This is a genomic window from Neobacillus vireti, assembly GCF_036962465.1.
In the GTDB taxonomy this organism is placed as follows: Bacteria; Bacillota; Bacilli; order Bacillales; family Cytobacillaceae; genus Neobacillus; species Neobacillus vireti_B.
This window is the reverse complement of the sequence record NZ_JBALNF010000036.1, coordinates 1-21,126: the sequence shown is the minus strand read 5'-3', so window position 1 is coordinate 21,126 and position 21,126 is coordinate 1. Positions and strand designations below refer to the sequence as shown.

The 21,126-nt window shown below is 40.1% G+C and carries 23 protein-coding genes and 2 other annotated features; of the genes, 1 reads left to right on the top strand and 22 read right to left on the bottom strand.

Features of this window, described 5'->3' with window-relative positions; all coding sequences use genetic code 11:
• Positions 1-32: 32 nt before the first annotated feature.
• From rplJ to V7077_RS16345, 22 genes are all read right to left on the bottom strand, one after another.
• Positions 33-533: a 50S ribosomal protein L10 gene (gene rplJ, locus V7077_RS16450; RefSeq protein WP_335503898.1), complete on the bottom strand. Its 501-nt coding sequence runs from the start codon at positions 531-533 to the stop codon at positions 33-35.
• Positions 534-566: 33 nt separating this feature from the next.
• Positions 567-710: a sequence feature (ribosomal protein L10 leader region), on the bottom strand.
• Between the two features lie 53 nt (positions 711-763).
• The gene (gene rplA, locus V7077_RS16445) at positions 764-1,462 is read right to left on the bottom strand and encodes a 50S ribosomal protein L1 (RefSeq protein WP_335503896.1); all 699 of its coding nucleotides are present in this window, start codon (positions 1,460-1,462) and stop codon (positions 764-766) included.
• Positions 1,463-1,648: 186 nt separating this feature from the next.
• Positions 1,649-2,074, bottom strand: a complete 426-nt coding sequence (gene rplK / locus V7077_RS16440; RefSeq protein ID WP_141561102.1) for a 50S ribosomal protein L11 — start codon at positions 2,072-2,074, stop codon at positions 1,649-1,651.
• Positions 2,075-2,310: 236 nt separating this feature from the next.
• Positions 2,311-2,844 carry a transcription termination/antitermination protein NusG gene (gene nusG, locus V7077_RS16435; protein ID WP_215047111.1) on the bottom strand — a complete coding sequence of 178 codons (534 nt, stop codon included), beginning with the start codon at positions 2,842-2,844 and terminating at the stop codon, positions 2,311-2,313.
• 182 nt (positions 2,845-3,026) lie between these two features.
• Complete coding sequence (secE, locus tag V7077_RS16430) at positions 3,027-3,209, bottom strand: preprotein translocase subunit SecE (protein ID WP_098533249.1); 183 nt, start codon at positions 3,207-3,209, stop codon at positions 3,027-3,029.
• A 49-nt stretch (positions 3,210-3,258) separates the two neighbouring features.
• Positions 3,259-3,405, bottom strand: coding sequence for a 50S ribosomal protein L33 (rpmG, locus tag V7077_RS16425; protein ID WP_215047115.1), 147 nt, complete (start codon positions 3,403-3,405; stop codon positions 3,259-3,261).
• A 117-nt stretch (positions 3,406-3,522) separates the two neighbouring features.
• Positions 3,523-4,200 carry an RNA polymerase sporulation sigma factor SigH gene (gene sigH, locus V7077_RS16420; protein WP_420489664.1) on the bottom strand — a complete coding sequence of 226 codons (678 nt, stop codon included), beginning with the start codon at positions 4,198-4,200 and terminating at the stop codon, positions 3,523-3,525.
• Positions 4,201-4,243: 43 nt separating this feature from the next.
• Complete coding sequence (locus V7077_RS16415) at positions 4,244-4,753, bottom strand: NYN domain-containing protein (RefSeq protein WP_335503892.1); 510 nt, start codon at positions 4,751-4,753, stop codon at positions 4,244-4,246.
• Between the two features lie 5 nt (positions 4,754-4,758).
• Entirely contained in the window at positions 4,759-5,502 is a 744-nt protein-coding gene (gene rlmB, locus V7077_RS16410) for a 23S rRNA (guanosine(2251)-2'-O)-methyltransferase RlmB (RefSeq protein ID WP_335503890.1), read from the bottom strand.
• Between the two features lie 43 nt (positions 5,503-5,545).
• Positions 5,546-5,953, bottom strand: a complete 408-nt coding sequence (locus V7077_RS16405) for a Mini-ribonuclease 3 (protein WP_335503888.1) — start codon at positions 5,951-5,953, stop codon at positions 5,546-5,548.
• A 3-nt stretch (positions 5,954-5,956) separates the two neighbouring features.
• Complete coding sequence (gene cysS, locus V7077_RS16400) at positions 5,957-7,354, bottom strand: cysteine--tRNA ligase (RefSeq protein WP_335503886.1); 1,398 nt, start codon at positions 7,352-7,354, stop codon at positions 5,957-5,959.
• Positions 7,335-8,009 carry a serine O-acetyltransferase gene (gene cysE / locus V7077_RS16395; protein WP_335503884.1) on the bottom strand — a complete coding sequence of 225 codons (675 nt, stop codon included), beginning with the start codon at positions 8,007-8,009 and terminating at the stop codon, positions 7,335-7,337. Before cysE ends, cysS begins: the two co-directional genes overlap by 20 nt.
• Before the next feature lie 55 nt (positions 8,010-8,064).
• Positions 8,065-8,317 (bottom strand) — a binding site (T-box leader).
• Positions 8,318-8,425: 108 nt separating this feature from the next.
• On the bottom strand, positions 8,426-9,883 hold the full coding sequence (gltX, locus tag V7077_RS16390) for a glutamate--tRNA ligase (protein ID WP_335503882.1): 1,458 nt from the start codon (positions 9,881-9,883) through the stop codon (positions 8,426-8,428).
• 68 nt (positions 9,884-9,951) lie between these two features.
• Complete coding sequence (gene ispF, locus V7077_RS16385) at positions 9,952-10,434, bottom strand: 2-C-methyl-D-erythritol 2,4-cyclodiphosphate synthase (RefSeq protein WP_335503880.1); 483 nt, start codon at positions 10,432-10,434, stop codon at positions 9,952-9,954.
• Positions 10,434-11,126 (bottom strand): 2-C-methyl-D-erythritol 4-phosphate cytidylyltransferase, encoded by a 693-nt coding sequence (gene ispD, locus V7077_RS16380; protein WP_335503878.1) that lies wholly within the window; start codon positions 11,124-11,126, stop codon positions 10,434-10,436. The genes ispF and ispD overlap by 1 nt, the downstream gene beginning before the upstream one ends.
• Positions 11,127-11,184: 58 nt before the next feature.
• Positions 11,185-12,276, bottom strand: a complete 1,092-nt coding sequence (locus V7077_RS16375) for a PIN/TRAM domain-containing protein (protein ID WP_335503876.1) — start codon at positions 12,274-12,276, stop codon at positions 11,185-11,187.
• Between the two features lie 204 nt (positions 12,277-12,480).
• Positions 12,481-13,557, bottom strand: coding sequence for a DNA integrity scanning diadenylate cyclase DisA (gene disA / locus V7077_RS16370; RefSeq protein ID WP_335503874.1), 1,077 nt, complete (start codon positions 13,555-13,557; stop codon positions 12,481-12,483).
• Between the two features lie 3 nt (positions 13,558-13,560).
• The gene (gene radA / locus V7077_RS16365) at positions 13,561-14,943 is read right to left on the bottom strand and encodes a DNA repair protein RadA (RefSeq protein ID WP_335503872.1); all 1,383 of its coding nucleotides are present in this window, start codon (positions 14,941-14,943) and stop codon (positions 13,561-13,563) included.
• Positions 14,944-15,098: 155 nt separating this feature from the next.
• Positions 15,099-17,540 (bottom strand): ATP-dependent protease ATP-binding subunit ClpC, encoded by a 2,442-nt coding sequence (clpC, locus tag V7077_RS16360; RefSeq protein WP_335503871.1) that lies wholly within the window; start codon positions 17,538-17,540, stop codon positions 15,099-15,101.
• Between the two features lie 17 nt (positions 17,541-17,557).
• Positions 17,558-18,628, bottom strand: a complete 1,071-nt coding sequence (locus V7077_RS16355; RefSeq protein WP_335503869.1) for a protein arginine kinase — start codon at positions 18,626-18,628, stop codon at positions 17,558-17,560.
• A 2-nt stretch (positions 18,629-18,630) separates the two neighbouring features.
• A complete protein-coding gene (locus tag V7077_RS16350; protein ID WP_335503867.1) occupies positions 18,631-19,179 on the bottom strand; it encodes a UvrB/UvrC motif-containing protein in 549 nt (182 codons plus the stop codon).
• A gap of 27 nt (positions 19,180-19,206) precedes the next feature.
• Complete coding sequence (locus V7077_RS16345) at positions 19,207-19,668, bottom strand: CtsR family transcriptional regulator (RefSeq protein ID WP_215047148.1); 462 nt, start codon at positions 19,666-19,668, stop codon at positions 19,207-19,209.
• Positions 19,669-19,904: 236 nt separating this feature from the next.
• Here V7077_RS16345 and V7077_RS16340 point away from each other — a divergent pair, with 236 nt between their 5' ends.
• Positions 19,905-21,050 carry an acyltransferase family protein gene (locus V7077_RS16340; RefSeq protein ID WP_335503864.1) on the top strand — a complete coding sequence of 382 codons (1,146 nt, stop codon included), beginning with the start codon at positions 19,905-19,907 and terminating at the stop codon, positions 21,048-21,050.
• The last annotated feature ends 76 nt before the right edge of the window (positions 21,051-21,126 follow it).

Here is a 21,126-nt window from a genome sequence, read left to right as displayed (position 1 = left end):
CGCTGCTAAACGGTCGCTTCAGCATTTCTAGCTTACGCGCCTTGTTCTTCTTTTTGATCTGCAACTGCTTTTGCAGCAAGAGCAAGATTGCGAATTGGAGCTTGTAGTACGCTGAGTAGCATAGAAAGCAAGCCTTCGCGTGATGGTAGATCAGCAAGAGCTTTAATCTCTTCAGCTGTTGCAACGTTGCCTTCGATTACACCTGCTTTAAGTTCAAGTGCCTCGTGCTTTTTCGCAAAGTCATTCAAGATTTTCGCTGGTGCTACAACATCTTCAGTACTGAACGCAATTGCGTTAGGACCAGTTAATGCTTCATTTAAGTTAGAAAGCTCAGCTGCATCAGCTGCACGGCGTACCATTGAGTTCTTGTAAACTTTGAATTCAACGCCTGCTTCACGAAGTTGTTTACGAAGTTCAGTTACTTCTGCAACTGAAAGACCGCGATAATCAACAACGACAGTTGATACACTTGACTTTAACTTATCAGTAATTTCGTCAACTAATTGTTTCTTTAGTTCGATTACACTGCTCATCTTTACACCTCCTGTAGATTATCTACATTTATACCAGGCAAGTTAAAGCCTCCATATCGAGCAAGACATGGAGGCAGCATTCAAAAGCTGAACAATCAGCTTAATCTATTCGCTCTACCTCGGCAGGAAATTAAGCTTTTAAGCACCTGCTGTCTACAGTACAAATGTTTTATTTTAAACAACAAAATAGATTATATAAAATATACTCTAGATTGTCAATTGGTAATAAATTACTTCGCTGCTACAGTAGAAGGATCTACTTTTACACCAGGTCCCATTGTTGAAGAAACTGTAACGTTCTTCATGTAAGTTCCTTTTGCAGCTGCAGGTTTAGCTTTCAACATTGTATCAAAAATAGTGTTGAAGTTTTCAACAAGCTTTTCGTTTTCGAAAGATGATTTACCGATAGGAACATGAATGTTACCAGACTTGTCTACACGGTATTCAACTTTACCTGCTTTAATTTCATTGATCGCTCTTGTTACATCAAATGTAACTGTACCAGTTTTAGGGTTTGGCATTAAGCCTTTAGGTCCTAATACACGACCAAGTTTACCAACTTCACCCATCATGTCAGGAGTTGCTACGATTACATCAAACTCAAACCAACCTTGTTGGATTTTGTTGATGTATTCTGAATCACCTACATAATCAGCTCCAGCTGCTTCTGCTTCTTTCACTTTTTCACCCTTCGCAAATACTAATACGCGTTGAGTTTTACCAGTTCCATTTGGAAGCACTACTGCGCCACGGATTTGTTGGTCAGCTTTCTTAGGGTCAACACCTAAACGGAAAGCTACTTCAAGAGTTGCATCAAATTTAGTGAAGTTTGTTTTCTTAGCAAGATCAATTGCTTCTGCAATTGGGTATGCTTTTAAGCGATCTACAAGCTTTGAAGCTTCTAAATACTTTTTACCTTTTTTAGCCATTTTTATTTCCTCCTAGATTGTGGTTTTAGCGAATTATTCTCCCACGCCGAAAAGCGGAGGCACTTCTGTATTTTTAAGAATCTATTGACCTTAAAACGAAATGCCGCTGCTAGACAGAACAAAGGTTGCGAGTATATTAAAATATCGCAACCCCTTCATTACACACTTGTGCTTCAGTTACATGGATTAGTCTTCGATAACGATACCCATGCTGCGTGCAGTACCTTCAACCATGCGCATTGCTGCTTCAACGCTTGCTGCGTTTAGGTCAGGCATTTTTTGTTCCGCAATCTCGCGTACTTTATCACGCTTTACTGTTGCTACTTTATTACGGTTAGGTTCACCTGAACCAGACTGGATTCCAGCTGCTACTTTTAAAAGAACGGCAGCAGGAGGAGTTTTCGTAATAAATGTAAATGAACGGTCTTCAAATACCGTAATTTCAACAGGAATGATTAATCCAGCTTGATCTGCTGTACGAGCGTTAAATTCCTTACAGAATCCCATGATATTAACACCTGCTTGACCTAGTGCAGGACCAACCGGTGGCGCTGGATTTGCTTTACCAGCAGGAATTTGTAATTTAACGACTTTAATTACTTTTTTAGCCACGAGACACACCTCCTTAAAGTCCGTGATGTGGTAATAGGGACCAATTAGACCCTCCCACTCAACATATGTCTTTATATAAAAATCATAAAGAACTTAAACATTAGTCTAATCTCACAATGGAGACATACTGACCTATGAAATAGTAACATTTTTTAAATATGATTTCAAGTTTTTTTACAATAACTGATTATTTTTCTTTTAAATCACACAAAAATTCTATTCAAACATATAGATTTTTATAATTTTTCAATCTGTGTAAAATCAAGTTCTACCGGGGTGTCACGGCCAAACATATTAACAAGGACCTTGAGTTTTGAACGGTCTTTATCCATTTCTTCAACAGACCCGGTGAAGTTGGCAAAAGGACCTTCCTTTACGCGTACTGTTTCCCCAATCTCATAATCGACATCGATTCGTTTTTCCTCCACACCCATCCGTTTAAGTAAAACGACTACTTCCTCAGGAAGTAATGGTGTTGGTTTGGAGCCAGAACCGGCAGAACCGACAAATCCTGTTACACCAGGTGTATTACGGACTACATACCAAGAATCATCTGTCATAACTAGTTCGACTAATACGTAACCAGGGAATACCTTTCGTTTGACAACCTTCTTTTTGCCGTTTTTAATTTCTGTTTCTTCTTCTTCAGGTACAACGACACGGAATATTTTATCTGCCATGCCCATTGATTCAACCCTTTTTTCTAAATTCGCTTTTACCTTATTTTCATAACCAGAGTAAGTATGAACTACGTACCAATTCTTTTCCATTTAAGAGGACTAGATCGTCCGTCCCTCCCTCAATTTTGCAGAAGTTTTAATGCCTTTCTCTGAGCTTCACGAGGTTAAACCAACCGCTGCCATTTTTCCAGACAAATTAAAAAACCCGTTTATACGGGTTTTCAGATAAAACTTCCTTTAATAATTTCCATTATACCATGAATGATGGCTATTTATTCAAGAATTAGTCGAATCAATTTAGAGATTCCTAAATCCAGAACAGCAAAGAACGCTGCAAAAAAGACTACTGTAGTTAAAACAGTAACTGTCGAACGAATCAATTCCCCGCGTTTCGGCCAGCTGACTTTTCTCATTTCACGGAATATATCACTGAAGAATTTCGTTATGCGCTGCATTATCTCGTAACCCCCAACAACTGTAAGTAAGCAATGCTAGTATCTATCTTTATTTTGTTTCCCGGTGGATCGTATGGGCCGCACAGGTCTTACAAAACTTTTTTAGTTCTAAGCGTTCCGATTGTGTGTCTTTACCGACTGTCGAATAATTTCGGGAGCCGCACTCCACACAAGCTAAGATGACTTTTTTACTCATATTCGATCACCTATACATTCTTCTTATGTTTCACTAAAAATGTAACATGACCCCTATTTATTGTCAATAACTCCTAAAACGGGTTACTAATATTGACAAATATTTTACCCTTCTAATCTACAACGAGAATTCTCGAATTTCCAAATACCGTTCAAGTTTTCGTTTTACCCGCTGTAAGGCATTATCAATGGATTTCACATGACGATTCAGCTCTTCAGAAATTTCCTGATACGATTGGCCGTCTAAATAGAGTGCTAGCACCTTTCGTTCTAAGTCGCTTAATAGCTCAGTCATTTTTACTTCAATATGATCGAATTCTTCTTGATTGATAATTAATTCTTCAGGGTCCAGCACCTTCGCACCTGATAGAACGTCCATTAGAGTACGGTCAGATTCTTCATCATAAATAGGCTTGTCCAATGATACATACGAGTTTAACGGGATATGCTTTTGCCGTGTTGCCGTCTTAATTGCCGTGATGATTTGCCGGGTAATACAGAGCTCCGCAAACGCTTTAAAGGAAGTCAGCTTGTCCTCGCGAAAATCACGAATGGCCTTATATAAGCCAATCATTCCTTCTTGAACGATATCTTCCTTATCTGCTCCAATTAAAAAATAGGATCTTGCTTTTGCACGCACAAAATTACGATACTTGTGAATCAAATAATCCAATGCTTCACTGTCTCCTTGGTGTACCAAGTCGACAATTCCCTCGTCTTCCATTACGAAAAAGTGTTCGTTAATCTTTGCTCCGAAGTCCGTACTCAAAGTAGATCCCCTCCACCGAACATGCATAGATATTATTAGTATACATTAGAAATTTTTTGAAGTCGAGGGCTCATTTCTCACCTCTGCGCCATTTTTCAAAAATTTCTGCCATTTCTTCGCTAATCGGTATTTTTGAGACCGGCTTCTTGTCTTGAATCTTTTTCACTTTCTTTTCGATCCCTTTTTCAATGGAGGACATTTCAATCAGCAGTTCACGAGCAGATTTTCTTAATGCACCCTGTCCAAATATTGCCCATTGCTCTGTAAAGTCGGAGGTCGCTACATGGATTTGTGTTCTTCGATTGCTTAAGCTAATCGCCATTTTTTCAATCCGCTCATCTGCTGTTTCATTTTCCTTTGTAAAAATAACCTCAACCTTATGATTTTTATATTTCTTCTCTATCCCCTGGACATAATAGGCATCGAATACAATAATTACACGGTAGCCGGAAAAGGCCTGATATTCAGCCATTTTTTCGATTAGCCGATCCCTTGCAGCCGGTAAATCTCTGTCCTTGAGTACTTTTAATTCTGGCCAGGCCCCAATAATGTTATATCCGTCGACAAGCAGGATGTCCATATCGACTACCTGCCAAGCGGATGACGTTTGCGATATACCTCATACATGAGTAGGGATGCAGCTACAGAAGCATTTAATGATGTTACTTTACCGGCCATTGGCAAATGGATGAGAAAATCACATTTATCACGAATTAACCTTCCCATTCCTTTTCCTTCGCTGCCAATTACTAAACCAAGTGGAAGAGTTCCATCCATCTGACGGTAGTCTTCCTTTCCCTTGGCATCTGTTCCAGCAATCCATACGCCCCGTTCTTTCAGTTCATCAATCGTACGTGCCATATTCGTTACCCGTACCACGGGAATATATTCGATTGCCCCGGTTGAAGCCTTTGCCACCGTTGCGGTTAATCCAACCGCCCTGCGTTTTGGAATGATGATACCATGTGCCCCGACTGCATCCGCAGTCCTCATAATGGAACCCAGGTTATGAGGATCCTCTATTTCATCAAGCAGTAAAAAGAACGGTGCTTCATTCCTCTTCTCTGCTGCAGCAAATAAATCATCGATTTCCGCATATTGGTATGCCGCCACATAGGCAAGTACACCTTGATGATTTTCTTCGGCAATTTGGTCAAGTTTTTTCTTTGGAACAAATTGCACAAGGACATTGGCCTCTTTTGCCAATTGTGTAATCTGCTGCATCTGCCCCCGTTGTGAACCTTCGGCAATTAGTATCTTATTAATATCTCTTTCCGATTTTAGTGCTTCGATAACTGGATTTTTTCCAACAATGTATTCCTGACTCATTTTTTTCGTTCCTCCTTTCATTGGAAAGCGCCATAGCCTGTTATCATGCATTTTCAACACAGCTGAAGGCCTTCTCCACTAACTCCTCTAACCGTTCTAGTCTTCCTTCTAAAAATAAATAGCCGATTAAAGCTTCAAACGCTGTGCTGTAGCGGTATGTTTGAACATCGGTATTTTTAGGAACGGTACCTGACTTTGCATTCCTGCCGCGCATAACAACAGCAGCTTCCTCTTCATTTAAAAGCTTTTCATTCATAAATTGAAAAAGGATCCGGCACTGGGCCTTAGCTGAAACGTATCTTGTAGCCAGACGATGCAATTGATTGGGCCTCACTTTGCCATTATAGAGAAGGTGCCGTCTAACATAAGATTCAAATACGGCATCTCCCATATACGCCAAAGCAAGACCATTCAATTGCTTGGCATCAATATTGTTCTCATAATCAAGCATGAATTAGCCTCTTTTCCACCTTGTGCCTTGCGGTGTATCCTCTAGAATGATATTCATTTCCTTTAATTGGTCCCTAATTTGATCGGACAGTTGAAAATTCCTGTCTCTTCGTGCCTGGTTCCGCTGTTCAATTAGCGCATCAATTTCTTCATCTAGCATTTCTTCACTTCCAAGTGTTAATCCTAGTACCCCGAATAACTCTTCAAATTTACTGGTGAAAGCCTCAATTACCTCAATAGCTGTATTTTTTTCCAGGAGATAATAATTCGCCAGCTTAGATAGTTCAAATAGGACCGAAATGGCTAAAGCTGTATTAAAATCATCATCCATCGCCTCAATAAATTGTTCATGCAAGACAGTCACTTTATCCAGCCACTCTTGATTATGGTCCGTTAAATCGGTACTTGCCTCTTTCCGATGATTTAAATTCTGATACGAGGTCGTTAAACGCTCAAACGCAGCCTTTGTACTTTCCAGTAATTCCTCACTATAGTTAATCGGATTCCGATAATGAACAGAAAGCATAAAGAACCGTAATACTTGTGGGTTGTGTCTTTTGATAATGTCATGAACGAGGACAAAGTTTCCAAGTGATTTAGACATTTTTTCGTTGTCAATATTAATATACCCATTATGCATCCAGTACCTGGAGAATAATTTACCGGAAAGAGCTTCTGATTGAGCAATTTCATTTTCATGATGCGGGAAGGTTAAGTCCTGACCGCCCGCGTGAATATCTATTGTCTCACCTAGGTACTTTTTCGCCATTGCGGAGCATTCAATATGCCAGCCCGGGCGTCCAAGCCCCCAAGGACTTTCCCAATAGATTTCCCCTTCTTTTGCCGTCTTCCATAGAGCAAAGTCTAAGTCGTCTTCTTTCCGATCACCGACTTCAATTCTAGCCCCTACTTGGAGGTCATCAACCGATTGGTGGGAGAGTTTTCCGTAATCATCAAAGCTTCTTGTCCGGAAATAAACATCCCCCTCTGATTCATAAGCAAAGCCCTTTTCTACTAATTGGCTGATAAAATCAATGATGATATCCATATTTTCCATTACTCGCGGATGGACATCCGCCTTTTGGCAGCCTAATGCAGAAACATCCTCAAAGTATGCATCGATAAAGCGATTCGCAATGGTCGGAACATCCTCCCCAATTTGATTAGCTGCGCGTATTAATTTATCATCCACATCTGTGAAATTTGAAACATACTTCACATCAAAGCCGCGATATTCCAAGTATCGGCGGACCGTATCAAATACGATCGCCGGGCGGGCATTTCCTATATGAATATAATTATAGACGGTTGGACCGCAGACATACATTTTTACCTTTCCTTCTTCAAGCGGTACAAAGGTTTCCTTTTTTCTGGTTAAGGTATTATATATTTGAATGGCCATTGACTTCTATCCTTTCATTTTTTAATTCTTGGAGCTCTCGCCTTAATTGAATGAGTTCACTTTCTATCTCACGGATGCGGTCAGCGATTGGATCAGGAAGATCGCAATGGTTTAAATCTTTTTCCTTTTGGATGCGGATGCCATCTTGAATAACCACCCTTCCTGGGATCCCGACTACTGTTGAGTTGGGTGGTACCTCTTTTAATACAACCGAACCGCCGCCAATTTTAGAATTTTCACCTACCGTAATGGAACCAAGCACCTTAGCGCCAGTGGCAATGAGGACATTATCCTTAATCGTCGGATGGCGTTTACCTTTTTCTTTCCCTGTTCCGCCAAGTGTAACACCTTGATATATAGTTACATTATCCCCAATTTCACAGGTTTCCCCTATGACTACCCCCATACCATGATCAATAAAGAATCTCCTGCCTATTTTTGCACCAGGATGTATTTCAATTCCGGTAAAAAAACGGCTTGCTTGTGACATGAAACGGGCTGGGAAATATAATTTTCGCTTGAAGAGTGCATGTGCAATCCGATGTGCCCAAATGGCATGCAAACCTGAATAAGTCAAAACGACTTCAAAAGCGCTTCGCGCCGCAGGATCTTGTTCAAAAACAACCTCAATGTCCTCCTTCATTCGTTTGAACATCGCTCTTCCCCCTTTGCTGTAATATATAAAAAGAAAAAGCGCCCCTGTCGCAATCGACAGAGACGCATAATACGTGGTTCCACTCTGATTAGGTTGATTAGCTTTTCCCAACTGATTGGGCATAAGCTTATCGTTACCTCACTCTACTTGTTAACGGATTGCTCCGCCCAAATCTACTCGAGTTGACTCCTTTCGAAATGGGGCTCGGAGGTGCATTTCAAAAAATGGGAGGCTTAAACCACTTTCAGCCGGTGATGGTTCTCTCTATAAAGCATCATTTTTTTACTTTTCCTCTTCTTCGCTTTATCTTATGTGATTAGGATTCTACCATTAGACCTTGATAACTGTCCAGCTTCAGCGGCTAGTGTGCTCCGCTTTTCTTGTTTCCTTTACTATATTACATTTTCTTTATATTGTTAACTAATAATTTTATTAATTCTGTTTTGAACCTTCGTTTTTCCCAATAATTCGATTGTTTGCGGAAGGTCTGGGCCATGTGTTTGACCTGTTACTGCAGCACGAATTGGCATAAACAGATTTTTTCCTTTTTGGCCAGTTGATTTTTGTACAGCTTTCATAGCTGCTTTTATTCCATCGGCGCGGAAGCTGTCAAGTTGGTCAAGTTCATGAGAAAACGCCCTTAACACTTCCGGAACTGTTTCACCTGCTAAAATTTCCTTTGTATCTTCTTCATAGACTGCATCTTCCTCGAAGAACATATCCGATAATCCTACGATTTCCGCCCCAAAGCTCATTTTTTCTTGTAATAGTCCAACAAGGCCGCGAGCCCATTCATGCTGTTCGTCTGTTAAACTTTCGCTTAGCCGCCCAGCTTTAATTAAATGCGGCAGAGCAAGTTCCAATGCTCGGTCAACTTCGATCTTTTTCATGTATTGATTGTTCATCCATGTTAGCTTTTGTTGATCAAATAACGCTGGTGATTTTGAAAGACGATTAGCATCAAAAATCTCAATAAACTCCTCTTTTGAGTAAAGTTCCTCTTCACCAGCCGGTGACCAGCCTAACAGTGTAATAAAGTTAAATAATGCTTCTGGAAGGTAGCCAAGTTCTTCATATTGTTCAATAAATTGAATAATCGATTCATCACGCTTACTTAACTTCTTACGGCTTTCGTTTACAATTAAGGTCATATGTCCAAAAATAGGTGGTTCCCAGCCCAATGCTTCATAAACCACTAATTGTTTTGGGGTGTTTGAAATATGGTCATCACCACGGAGTACATGACTGATTTCCATTAGGTGATCATCGATTGCAACCGCAAAGTTATAGGTTGGTGTTCCATCCTTTTTCACCATGACCCAGTCACCCATACCTTCAGATTCAAACGAAACAACCCCTTTGACCATATCGTCAAATGTATAGGTTGTATTTTCTGGTACAACAATTCGAATACTTGGCTGGCGGCCTTCTGCTTCTAATTGACGGCGTTCATCCTCTGTTAAGTGACGGCATTTGCCAGAATAGTGAGGAGTTTCACCTCTTTCAGTTTGCGCTTCTCGTTCTGCCTCGAGCTCTTCTTCTGTACAGTAGCATTTATACGCATGGCCGGTCTCTAATAACTGATTGTAGTAAGTTTCATAAAGATCATTTCTTTCTGATTGGCGGTAAGGACCGTATTCGCCGCCGACATCAACACTTTCATCCCAATCCATTCCGAGCCATTTTAAATATTTTAATTGGCTTTCTTCACCACCGGCGATATTGCGTTTCTTATCTGTATCCTCTATCCGGATAATAAATTTACCACCTTTATTCCGCGCAAATAAATAATTGAATAGCGCAGTACGGGCGTTTCCAATATGTAAATGTCCCGTTGGACTTGGAGCATACCTTACACGAACTTCGTTTGACATAACAATGCCTCCATCGATATATATTGTCTCAACCGATATTTTACCATTGTGATTTCTATCTATAAAGTCTAATCGCTAACCTTTTTTAATAAAACAACTGCCTGGGAGGCGATTCCCTCACCTCTGCCGGTAAATCCCAGTTTTTCCGTTGTGGTGGCCTTGACGTTAATTTGATCCGGGGCCGCTTCTAATAATTCAGCAATCCGTACTCGCATCTGCTCAATATAAGGGGCCATTTTTGGTTTTTGGGCAATAATGGTGCAGTCAGCATTGACTAACTCGTATCCCTTATCTTTGACTAGCTGCCACACGTGTTCGGTAAGTTTGGCAGAGTCGGCATCTTTAAACTCAGGGTCTGTATCAGGAAAATGTTTACCGATATCACCTTCGCCAATCGCGCCCAGACACGCATCACAAACCGTATGTAATAACACATCTGCATCAGAATGGCCCAGAAGCCCCTTTTCGTATGGGATCGTAATACCGCCAATGATTAACGGGCGCCCTTCTGTTAATTGATGAACATCAAAGCCCTGTCCAATTCGAAACATTAAAATAACCCCTTTTCTCTCTTTTTTATAATTGCTTCAGCAAAGAATAAATCCTCTGGTGTTGTCAGTTTAATATTATCGTAATCCCCTTCGACAACAGTCACAGGATATCCTATACGCTCGACCAAACTAGCATCATCTGTTCCGAGAAACTGATCCTTTTCCGCTTCTTCATAAGCCTTCTTTAGTAAGGAAACGCGAAAAGCTTGTGGGGTTTGAACAGCCCACAAGCTTGAACGTTCGACAGTCTCCACTACCACACCATCATTTACTTTCTTCATAGTGTCTTTGGCCGAAACGCCCATAATAGCAGCACCCGTTTTTTCTGCCTTCTCTGTTAAAGAGTGGATATGGTCCTTTTGAATAAATGGCCGAGCTGCATCATGGACAAGGATAACGCCATCTTCTTTGACTGTCTTAAGAGCATTGTATATGCTGTACTGGCGTTCGTCCCCGCCCGGTACCAAATGAGATACTTTCGTAATTTGATACTTTTTTAACAGTTCATTAATTTCCTCGGCATCCTGAGTATGTATCGCTAAAATAATTCCAATGCAGGCTTCATCCTCTTCAAATACCCTTAAGGTATGAATTAGAACCGGAAGACTATTTAACTCTAATAAAAGTTTGTTTTTCCCCGCTCGCATTCTTTTTCCCAGGCCAGCTGCCGGGATAATGACTTGGTAAGTCATAAGATATACCTCTCTATCTGTCCTGCTGCAGCACCTAAAGGCACTGCAGCTTTTCTTTCTAAAGTGCTTTTTCTAACAACTTGGGTTTGGCAAATATCATTCTGCCGGCAGAGGTTTGAAGAACACTTGTTACGAGAACTTCAATTCTCTTTCCAATATATTCTCTTCCTTCTTCTACAACAATCATTGTTCCGTCATCTAAATAAGCAACACCTTGATGATATTCTTTTCCGTCTTTTATTACTTGAACCGTTAATTCCTCTCCTGGAAGAACCACTGGTTTGACTGCATTTGCTAAGTCATTAATGTTTAATACCGAGACATTTTGTAACTCACATACTTTATTTAGATTAAAGTCATTCGTTACAAGGATTCCATTTGTTAATTTTGCCAGTTTTACAAGTTTTGAGTCTACCTCGCTAATCTCCTCAAAATCACCTTCATAGATTTCTACCTTAATGGATAATTCTTTTTGAATTCGATTTAATATATCCAAGCCTCTACGGCCGCGATTTCGTTTTAACACATCAGAGGAATCGGCAATATGCTGCAATTCCTCAAGAACAAACTGCGGAATAACAATTGTTCCTTCTAAAAAGCCTGTCTGACAAATATCAGCAACCCGGCCATCAATAATGACACTCGTATCCAAGATTTTTAAAGCCTTGCCGGCTGCAGGATCCACTTCTTCTTCCTCACCGGACTTCTTCTTGCTGCCACGGTTTCCAAATAGACCTAATAGCTCATCACGCTTTTTAAAACCAACTTGAAAGCCAAGATAACCAAACAAAAGCGTCAAAAGGATGGGTGCAACAGCATTTAAAATTGGTACTTGAACGGCATTAAGAGCAAAACTAATCAAAAAAGCAACAAACAAACCAAAAATTAATCCAACACTGCCAAATAATACATCTGTAACTGGAATTTTAACTAAAGAATCTTCCGTCCATTTAATAAAATTAAAGACATAATCTACTGCCCAAAAGGTAATAAGGTAAAAAATAATAGCCCCTATAATAGCAGTAACATATGAGTTATTAATCAGTGGAATGTCATTGATATGAAGTAATTTAAACAACTCCGGCAGTAATAAAATTCCGAGCGTACCTCCAATAATGAGGAAGCATGCCTGCACAATTCTTTTTAACATTCCTTCACCTCCTCTAATTCATTATAAACATATTCTCAAAATTGAAACCTTGATTTTGTGATTATTTTTCCCAATTTCCATCTTCTAAAAATTAATCCATTTTGTAAAAATCTTACTCCTCATAGGGTAGCATTGGAAATTTTCTGTGTCAAACAAATTGGGGCTGGACATTTTAGCATACTCGATTTTCTTTTTCAATCATTTTTATAGATGCCTGTCTGTATATAGCCGGTCTTTAATCAACCGAAAGCCCTCTTTAATTTTCTTTGCACGTACTTCCCCAATTCCCTCCACATCATCCAGCTCTTCAACCGTTGCTGACAAGATGTTGGCGAGCTCCCCAAAACTTGTGATTAAGTTTTCAATGATAATTGAAGGTAATCTCGGAATTTTATGCAGAATCCGATAACCCCGCGGGAATTTATTTTCGTCAAGATGGACATAGCCTAGGTAGCCCATTAATTTCAATAATACCAAGTCCTCAATCGTGCCGTTATTTGCCAATGACTGCATCCGCTGAAGCACATCCCGGGCTTGGATATCCCGCTCATTAGCGTAATCTTTAATAATCAGAATAATTTCTTCTTCAAGGTCTGTTAGAATTTCATTCATTTGCAGCCGAATTAGTCTGCCTTCTGTCCCTAGCTCATGTAAAAAGGTTAATAGTTCATTTTTTATTTTCAAGACCATTTCAAAACGATGAAGAACGACTAAAAAGTCATTATAAGTTACCGATTCTTCAAACTCTAAGATACTTAAATTCGTTATACTTTGTTCCAAAACAACCTTATATTTTTCCAGTGTCTGAATTGCTTGATTCGCTTTGGTCAAAATGACAGCAATATCCTTTAAGGAATAACGAAAATTCCCTTGATATAGGGTAATCACATTTCTTCTTTGTGATATAGCAATGACCAGGGCCTTCGTTTGTTTGGCGACTCTTTCTGCAGTACGATGCCGCATACCTGTTTCTGTTGAAGGGATCTCGGAGTTTGGTGCGAGCTGGGCATTGGCAAATAGAATTTTATTACCTAACTCGTTAAGAATTATCGCACCATCCATTTTGGCTAGTTCATATAAAAAGCTTGGTGAAAAGGAGCAATTAATTGAAAATCCACCATCGACAATGCTCTTTACCTTTTCGTTATACCCAATTACAATCAGTCCGCCTGTATTGGCTCTTAAAACATTATCAATTCCCTCTCGAAGAGGCGTTCCAGGTGCGATAAACTGCAATACATCGATTATCGTAGTTGCCTCGCCAAGTTTCTTATTTTCCATCTGCTACCCTCCTAACGCTGCTTGCAGTGCCTCACTAACGGAGGAAACACCTATAAGCTTAATCCCCTCTGGGCCCGTCCAGCCGCTTAAATTATTAGCTGGTAAAATAACACGCTCAAATCCTAATTTGGCTGCCTCCTGAACGCGCTGTTCTATTCTTGACACCCTTCTTACCTCTCCAGTCAAACCAACTTCACCGATAATACAGTCGGTAGGTCTTGTTGGGCGATCCCTAAAGCTGGAAGCAATACTTACGGCAATCGCTAAATCAATCGCGGGTTCATCCAGCTTGACTCCCCCAGCAACCTTTAAATAGGCATCCTGGTTGGCCAGAAGCATACCAACCCGCTTTTCCAAGACTGCCATTAAAAGCGGTACCCTATTATGATCGATTCCTGTTGCCATTCTTCGTGGATTTCCAAAACTTGTAGGTGAGATAAGCGCCTGGATTTCAACGAGAACCGGACGCGTTCCCTCCATTGAAGCAACAACCGTTGATCCAGCTGCCCCGCGAGACCGTTCTTCCAAGAAAATTTCCGATGGATTTTCTACTTCTTCCAGTCCAAATTCTTTCATTTCAAAAATGCCCATTTCATTTGTTGAGCCGAAACGATTTTTGACTGCTCTAAGGATTCGGTAAGTATGATGTCTTTCCCCTTCAAAATAAAGCACCGTATCGACCATATGTTCTAAAAGTCTTGGCCCAGCAATAGACCCTTCCTTGGTCACATGCCCAACAATAAAAATGGCTACCCCTTTGGTTTTGCCGATCCTCATCAATTCAGATGTACATTCCCGGACTTGAGAAACACTCCCAGGTGCTGACGTTACCTCTGGATGGAAGATTGTTTGTATAGAGTCGATAATGACAAAGCTAGGATTCTCACTATCAATCGTCCGATTTATTTCTTCAAGGTTTGTTTCTGAATAGACTAATAGGTTCTCTGACGAAATCCCCAGCCGTTCAGCACGAAGCTTTGTCTGTCTTAATGATTCTTCACCAGATATGTAAAGAACAGAATTCCCTTTATTCGCGAGCTGTGAGGAAACCTGCAAGAGAAGTGTAGATTTCCCTATTCCCGGGTCACCGCCAATTAGAACTAACGAGCCCTTAACGACACCACCGCCCAATACGCGGTTTAGCTCTTGTAAATCGGTTAAGATTCTCGGTTCGTTCTCCATTTCAATCGCATTAATCTTCATTGGTTTGGTTAATAGATTGGAACCGGTTTGTGAATGAGCAAATGCCCCTCTTCTCTGAGCCCCAGTTACTTCTACTTCCTCGACCATCTTATTCCATTGTCCACAGCCTGGGCATTTCCCCATCCATTTCGGGGATTCATATCCGCATTCTTGGCAGATGAACTTTGTTTTCCTTTTTACCATTACCTTCAACCTTTCCTAACCACATGGAGTTTTATCCATCCCGCTACTACCTTGAGTATTTATTGATAAATAAAAAAGAGGCACACGGGTTGACTTTATTCACGTGTACCTCTTGCAATGTGTTGTTAAGCACTAATCTATTCGTAAGTCTTAATTTATTTTGCTAAACTTGGTTGTTCTGCCATTCTAACAACGAACTCGCCGTTGACTACATCTATTATAGCATGCTGGCCCGTTAATAAAGTCCCTTTTAATAATTCTTCAGACAGACGATCTTCAATATGCTTTTGAATAGCACGGCGCAGTGGTCTTGCCCCATACTCTGGATCGTAGCCTTCCTGAGAAATCTTCTCTTTTGCTGCAGATGTTAATTCTAATGAGATATTCTGCTCTTTTAATCGTTTTACCAACTGTTCAGATAATAGGGTGACAATTTCCTCAAGATGCTTTTTCTCTAATGCATGGAAGACAATAATTTCATCGATACGATTCAAGAATTCCGGACGGAAGGCCTTTTTAAGCTCATCCATCACCTTCCCCTTCATATCTTTGTAATCTTGTTCCCCATCTTGAATATTAAAGCCCACAAACTTATTACGCTTTAATGCCTCTGCACCCACATTGGATGTCATAATAAGAACTGTGTTTCGGAAATCAACTGTTCTTCCCTTTGAATCAGTTAACCGCCCATCTTCAAGAACTTGAAGCAGGATATTAAAGACATCTGGATGTGCCTTCTCGATTTCATCCAACAAGATGACAGAATACGGTTTCCTGCGGACTTTTTCGGTTAATTGTCCCCCTTCTTCATAACCGACATACCCAGGAGGAGAACCAACAAGGCGGGATGTAGAGTGTTTCTCCATATACTCTGACATATCGATTCGAATCATCGAGTCCTCATCACCAAACATAGCTTCCGCAAGGGCACGTGCTAATTCTGTTTTCCCTACCCCTGTAGGACCAAGGAACACAAATGAACCTATTGGACGTTTTGGATCCTTTAATCCCGCTCTGGCACGGCGGACTGCCTTGGAAACAGCTATAACTGCTTCCTCTTGCCCAATTACGCGGGAGTGTAACGTTTCCTCTAAATTAAGTAATTTCGCTGTTTCAGTTTGTGCAAGCTTAGAGACTGGTACACCCGTCCAGCTTGAAACCACACTGGCAATATCCTCTACGGTCACTTCATTATTTTCTTTTCCTTGTTTTTCTTTCCATGTTTTCTTCGTCTCTTCCAACTGTTCACGAAGACGCTGCTCTGTATCTCTTAAAGAAGCCGCCTTTTCAAATTCTTGACTCTGAACAGCTGAATCTTTTTCTTTTCTAACATCCTCCAATTTAACCTCTAACTCTTTTAAATTTGGAGGTGTAGTATACGACCGAAGTCTTACCTTTGAACCTGCTTCATCAATTAAGTCAATTGCTTTATCAGGAAGGAAACGATCAGAGATATAACGATCTGAAAGCTTAACGGCTGCCTCAATTGCCTCATCGGTAATGGAGACGCGGTGATGGGCTTCATATCGGTCACGTAAGCCTGCTAGAATCTGAATGGATTCCTCCATTGTTGGTTCATCCACCCGAATTGGCTGGAAGCGGCGTTCAAGCGCAGCATCTTTTTCAATATATTTACGATATTCATCCAGTGTGGTAGCTCCGATACATTGTAACTCACCACGTGCAAGGGAAGGCTTTAGGATATTAGACGCATCAATTGCCCCTTCTGCGCCTCCCGCACCGATTAGGGTGTGCAGCTCATCGATAAATAGAATAATGTTTCCTGCTTGACGGATTTCATCCATTACTTTTTTCAAACGGTCTTCAAATTCTCCACGATATTTCGTTCCAGCAACAACCGTCCCCATATCGAGTGTCATAACACGCTTATCACGCAGGATTTCAGGTACTTCATTATTGACAATTTGCTGAGCAAGCCCTTCAGCAATAGCTGTCTTACCAACACCAGGCTCCCCAATTAATACAGGGTTATTTTTCGTTCTACGACTTAATACTTCAATAACACGTTGTATTTCTTTACTTCGGCCAATGACTGGATCCAGACTGCCTTCTCGGGCAATCGCCGTTAAATCCCTTGCAAGACTGTCAAGTGTAGGTGTATTAGCACTCACGGATGTCCCCCCTTGGTGAGAACCTGATTCATTGCTTCCCAATAACTGGAGTACTTGCTGACGTGCCTTATTCAAGCTGACACCAAGATTATTCAGTACCCTTGCTGCCACCCCTTCGCCTTCACGAATTAAGCCGAGGAGAATATGCTCGGTGCCAACATAGGAGTGTCCTAATTTTCGAGCTTCATCCATTGAGAGTTCAATCACCTTTTTAGCTCTCGGAGTATAGTGAATGGTTTGAGAAGTTTCCTGTCCTTTGCCGATTAAATTTTCTACTTCTTTCTGAATTTTTTCTGAACCTAACCCAAGGCCATAAAGTGCTTTTGCAGCAATCCCTTCACCTTCGCGTACAAGTCCTAATAAAACATGCTCAGTTCCAATGTTATTATGACCAAGCCGAATTGCTTCCTCTTGTGCCAGTGCCAGAACCTTTTGTGCTCTCTCGGTAAAACGTCCAAACATCATATTCTCTTCCTCCTCACCTATTTTTCATTCTCCAAGTTTATACGGTCCCTAATTAATGCGGCTCTTCGAATATCCCTTTCATGCGGCCGTAATGGACCGCCCGCATACTGCTGAAGAAAACCCGGCTGGGTTAAAATCATTAATTCATTTAAAATGGTCTTCGGCATATTTTTTATATACCCCATATCTATACCAAGCCGAACATCCGATAGGCAGCGGGCTGCTTCCTTCGTTTCAATAATCCGGCTATTAGATAACACCCCTAATGAGCGGAACACCCTGTCTTCTAATTGTATGTTAGAAGTTTTGCGTAATGCTTCACGAGCAGACCTTTCTTGTGAAATTAGCTGACTCGCTACTCCTTTTAAATCCCGGCTAATATCTTCCTCTGATTTCCCCAGGGTGATCTGATTAGAAATTTGAAAGATATTCCCCAGTGCTTCACTGCCCTCTCCGTAAATACCTCTAACCACGAGGCCTAACTGGTGGATAGCAGGAATGATCCGATTAATTTGCTGTGTTAAAATTAACCCTGGCAGATGCATCATTACAGATGCTCTGAGACCTGTTCCAACATTGGTGGGACAACTTGTTAAATAACCATATTTCTCATCAAATGCATAATGGATTTGTTCTTCAAGCCAGTCATCTATTTCATTTGCAGCATGTAACGCTTCTGCTAATTGCAGACCAGGAAATAAACACTGAATACGAATATGGTCCTCTTCATTTATCATAATACTAACTTCTTCATTTTCTGTTAATAGAACAGCACCATATGGAGAATCTTCCGCCAATAGTGGACTAATTAAATGCTTTTCTACTAAAACCTGCTTCTGAAGAGGCTGCATTTCATCCATTTTCAATAATTCCATTTTACCGTAATTCTCAACTGGTGATTTTTTTAGGATGTCCTTCATCGTATCTATAATCACTTTTGCCTCTTCATGTGAAAAGACAGTTGGAAAATTATAAGCTTCAAAATTTCGTGCAAGCCGAATCCGGGAACTAAGGACAATATCGGAATCCGGACCTTCTTCGCTCATCCAAGAGCTGACGGCTTGATTAAAAAATCTTTCAACCGACACTTTTATTCCCCTCCCTCATCATTTCCAGCTACTTGTTTCTCTAATGACCGGACATGATCGCGAATTTCAGCTGCTTTCTCAAATTCCTCTTGTCTGATAGCCTCTCTTAATTCTAATTTCAACTCTTCAATTTGTTTGCGAAGTTGAAACTCACCGCCTATTCTTTTCGGTATTTTACCATTATGGGTCCAATTCCCACTATGAAGGCGCCTTAAAACAGGCTTTAACTGATCTTTAAATGTCTCATAACATTGAGCGCAGCCAAAACGGCCAACTTTTAAAAACTGTGGAAATGTCATTGAACAATGTTGACATTGAAGAATTTCCTCTTGTTGAAATGGACTTTCACTCGGCTTTTGAAAAGATGGATCAATATTTAATAACCCTGCCAATAGGTTGTTAAACGCAAAGCCCGATTCCCCATTCAAGATAAACATTTCACCTTTCTCCTGAGCACACTTCTCACATAGATGGACTTCCGTTTTTTCCCCATTAATAATTTTGGTAAAATGAAGTGCTGCAGGCCTTTGATTACATTCCTGACAAATCATCTATTTTCACCTCTTTAGGCTGCATAATTATTTATATTTTAAAGAAGTTAACATTGCTTTTAACATTCGCGCTCTTAATTCATCACGGAATGGAAGATCAATATATAATACAGAACGATCAATCACACTTAGCATAATTTTTGCTTCTCGTTTTGTAATGACCTCCTCGTGAACAAGTCTTATAATCACGTCCTCGGCAGTGGTCTGACTTATTCGATTGTTGACAAGGGAAAGCAAATGGTCAATTAAATGGGCTAAGTCGTGGGATTGAACCTTCATTATCCGAATATATCCACCGCCGCCCCGTTTACTTTCAACAATATACCCTCTTTCAATCGTAAATCGGGTATTAATAACATAGTTTATTTGTGAAGGAACACATTGAAATTTATCTGCTATTTCACTTCTTTTAATCTCAACAAGGTCTTCTTCACTCATTTCTAAAACCTGCTTTAGATATTTTTCAATAATGTCGGAAATGTTTCTCATCTTCCCACCTCCCATCTTCTGACTTTGACTATATTTGACTTTAATTATACTGAAAATTTTATGGAGATGCAACGATTCACTATTACTGATTTTCTCCAAATTTCACGGTTGTGAAACCTAAAAAGCCTAGAAATTAAGCTTTATATAATTCGACTATTTTCGTAAATACCGCCTATCTAAAATATGGCTCTCATTGTAAGATAGAATTAGGTAAAATTATGTAAAGGAGCAATAATATGGTACAAAATCGCAGACATGATATTGACTGGTTAAGGATTTGCGGAATCCTGCTGCTATTTCCCTTTCACACCGCGAGAGTGTTTGATCACTGGGATCCTTTTTATGTGAAAAATGAGACATTAAGCTGGGGGGCAAGCTGGTTTATTACCATAGCGAACCTATGGTTCATGCCCTTACTATTCTGGTTAGCGGGATCTGCAAGCTGGTACGCACTAAGGGTTAAATCTACTACCGTTTATATAAAAGAGAGATTCACACGTTTGTTCATCCCTCTGCTTATGGGAATATTATTGATTGTTCCACCCCAAGGCTATTACGCCATCTGGGATCATACCGGGAAATCACCTGGATCGTATATTGCATTCTTAAAAATTTTCTTTACTGATTTCACTGACTTATCAGGTTACTACGGGACCTTTACTCCTGCCCATCTCTGGTTTATTCTTTATCTGTTTGTTCTTTCCATAACTGCATTGCCAATTTTTCATTTTTTTAAAAATCATCCAAAAACCGACTCTTTCAATAGCTTCCTTAGTAAGCCATTGCTTTTTATATTGCTTTTTATTGTTTTAACTTTGAGTCATTTATTACCTGCCCCCGGCGGGCAAAACCCCTTTTACTTCTTTGTGCTTTTTGTAACTGGCTTTATATCTTGCAGCGACCCGAGATATCAAGATATGTTTAATAGGGTTCGCTTTAAGCTGCTGGGATGTATGCTTATCTTTGTACCTGTCTGGATTCTATTAGCATGGCGTTATCCACATGTAGATAACATTTCTTCAATTGCAATTTTATTAACAGTGCTGAGGACTTTTAATGTTTGGGTTGGTTTAATTGTTATTTTAGGATATGGACATAAATTTTTAAATTTCCAGCATAAATGGCTGCCCTATTTAAATGAAGCTGCTTTTCCTGTTTATATCATTCATCAAACTGTACTAGTCATACTTGGGTATTATGTCATTAGACTAGACCTGAGTATACATTATAAATACCTGTTGATAATGTTTGCAACTTTAACTATTTCACTTGTTATTTATGATTTAATTATAAAACGGACAATCATTACACAATTCTTGTTCGGAGTTAAAGCTAAAAAGACAAATCTTGATCGAGTACACTCTAAGAACAAAAGTTTCTAAATAATAGCACTAAAAAAATAAACAGCAAAAAAAAGACAACCCTTTACGGATTGTCTTTTTTTGCCTGGCAACGTCC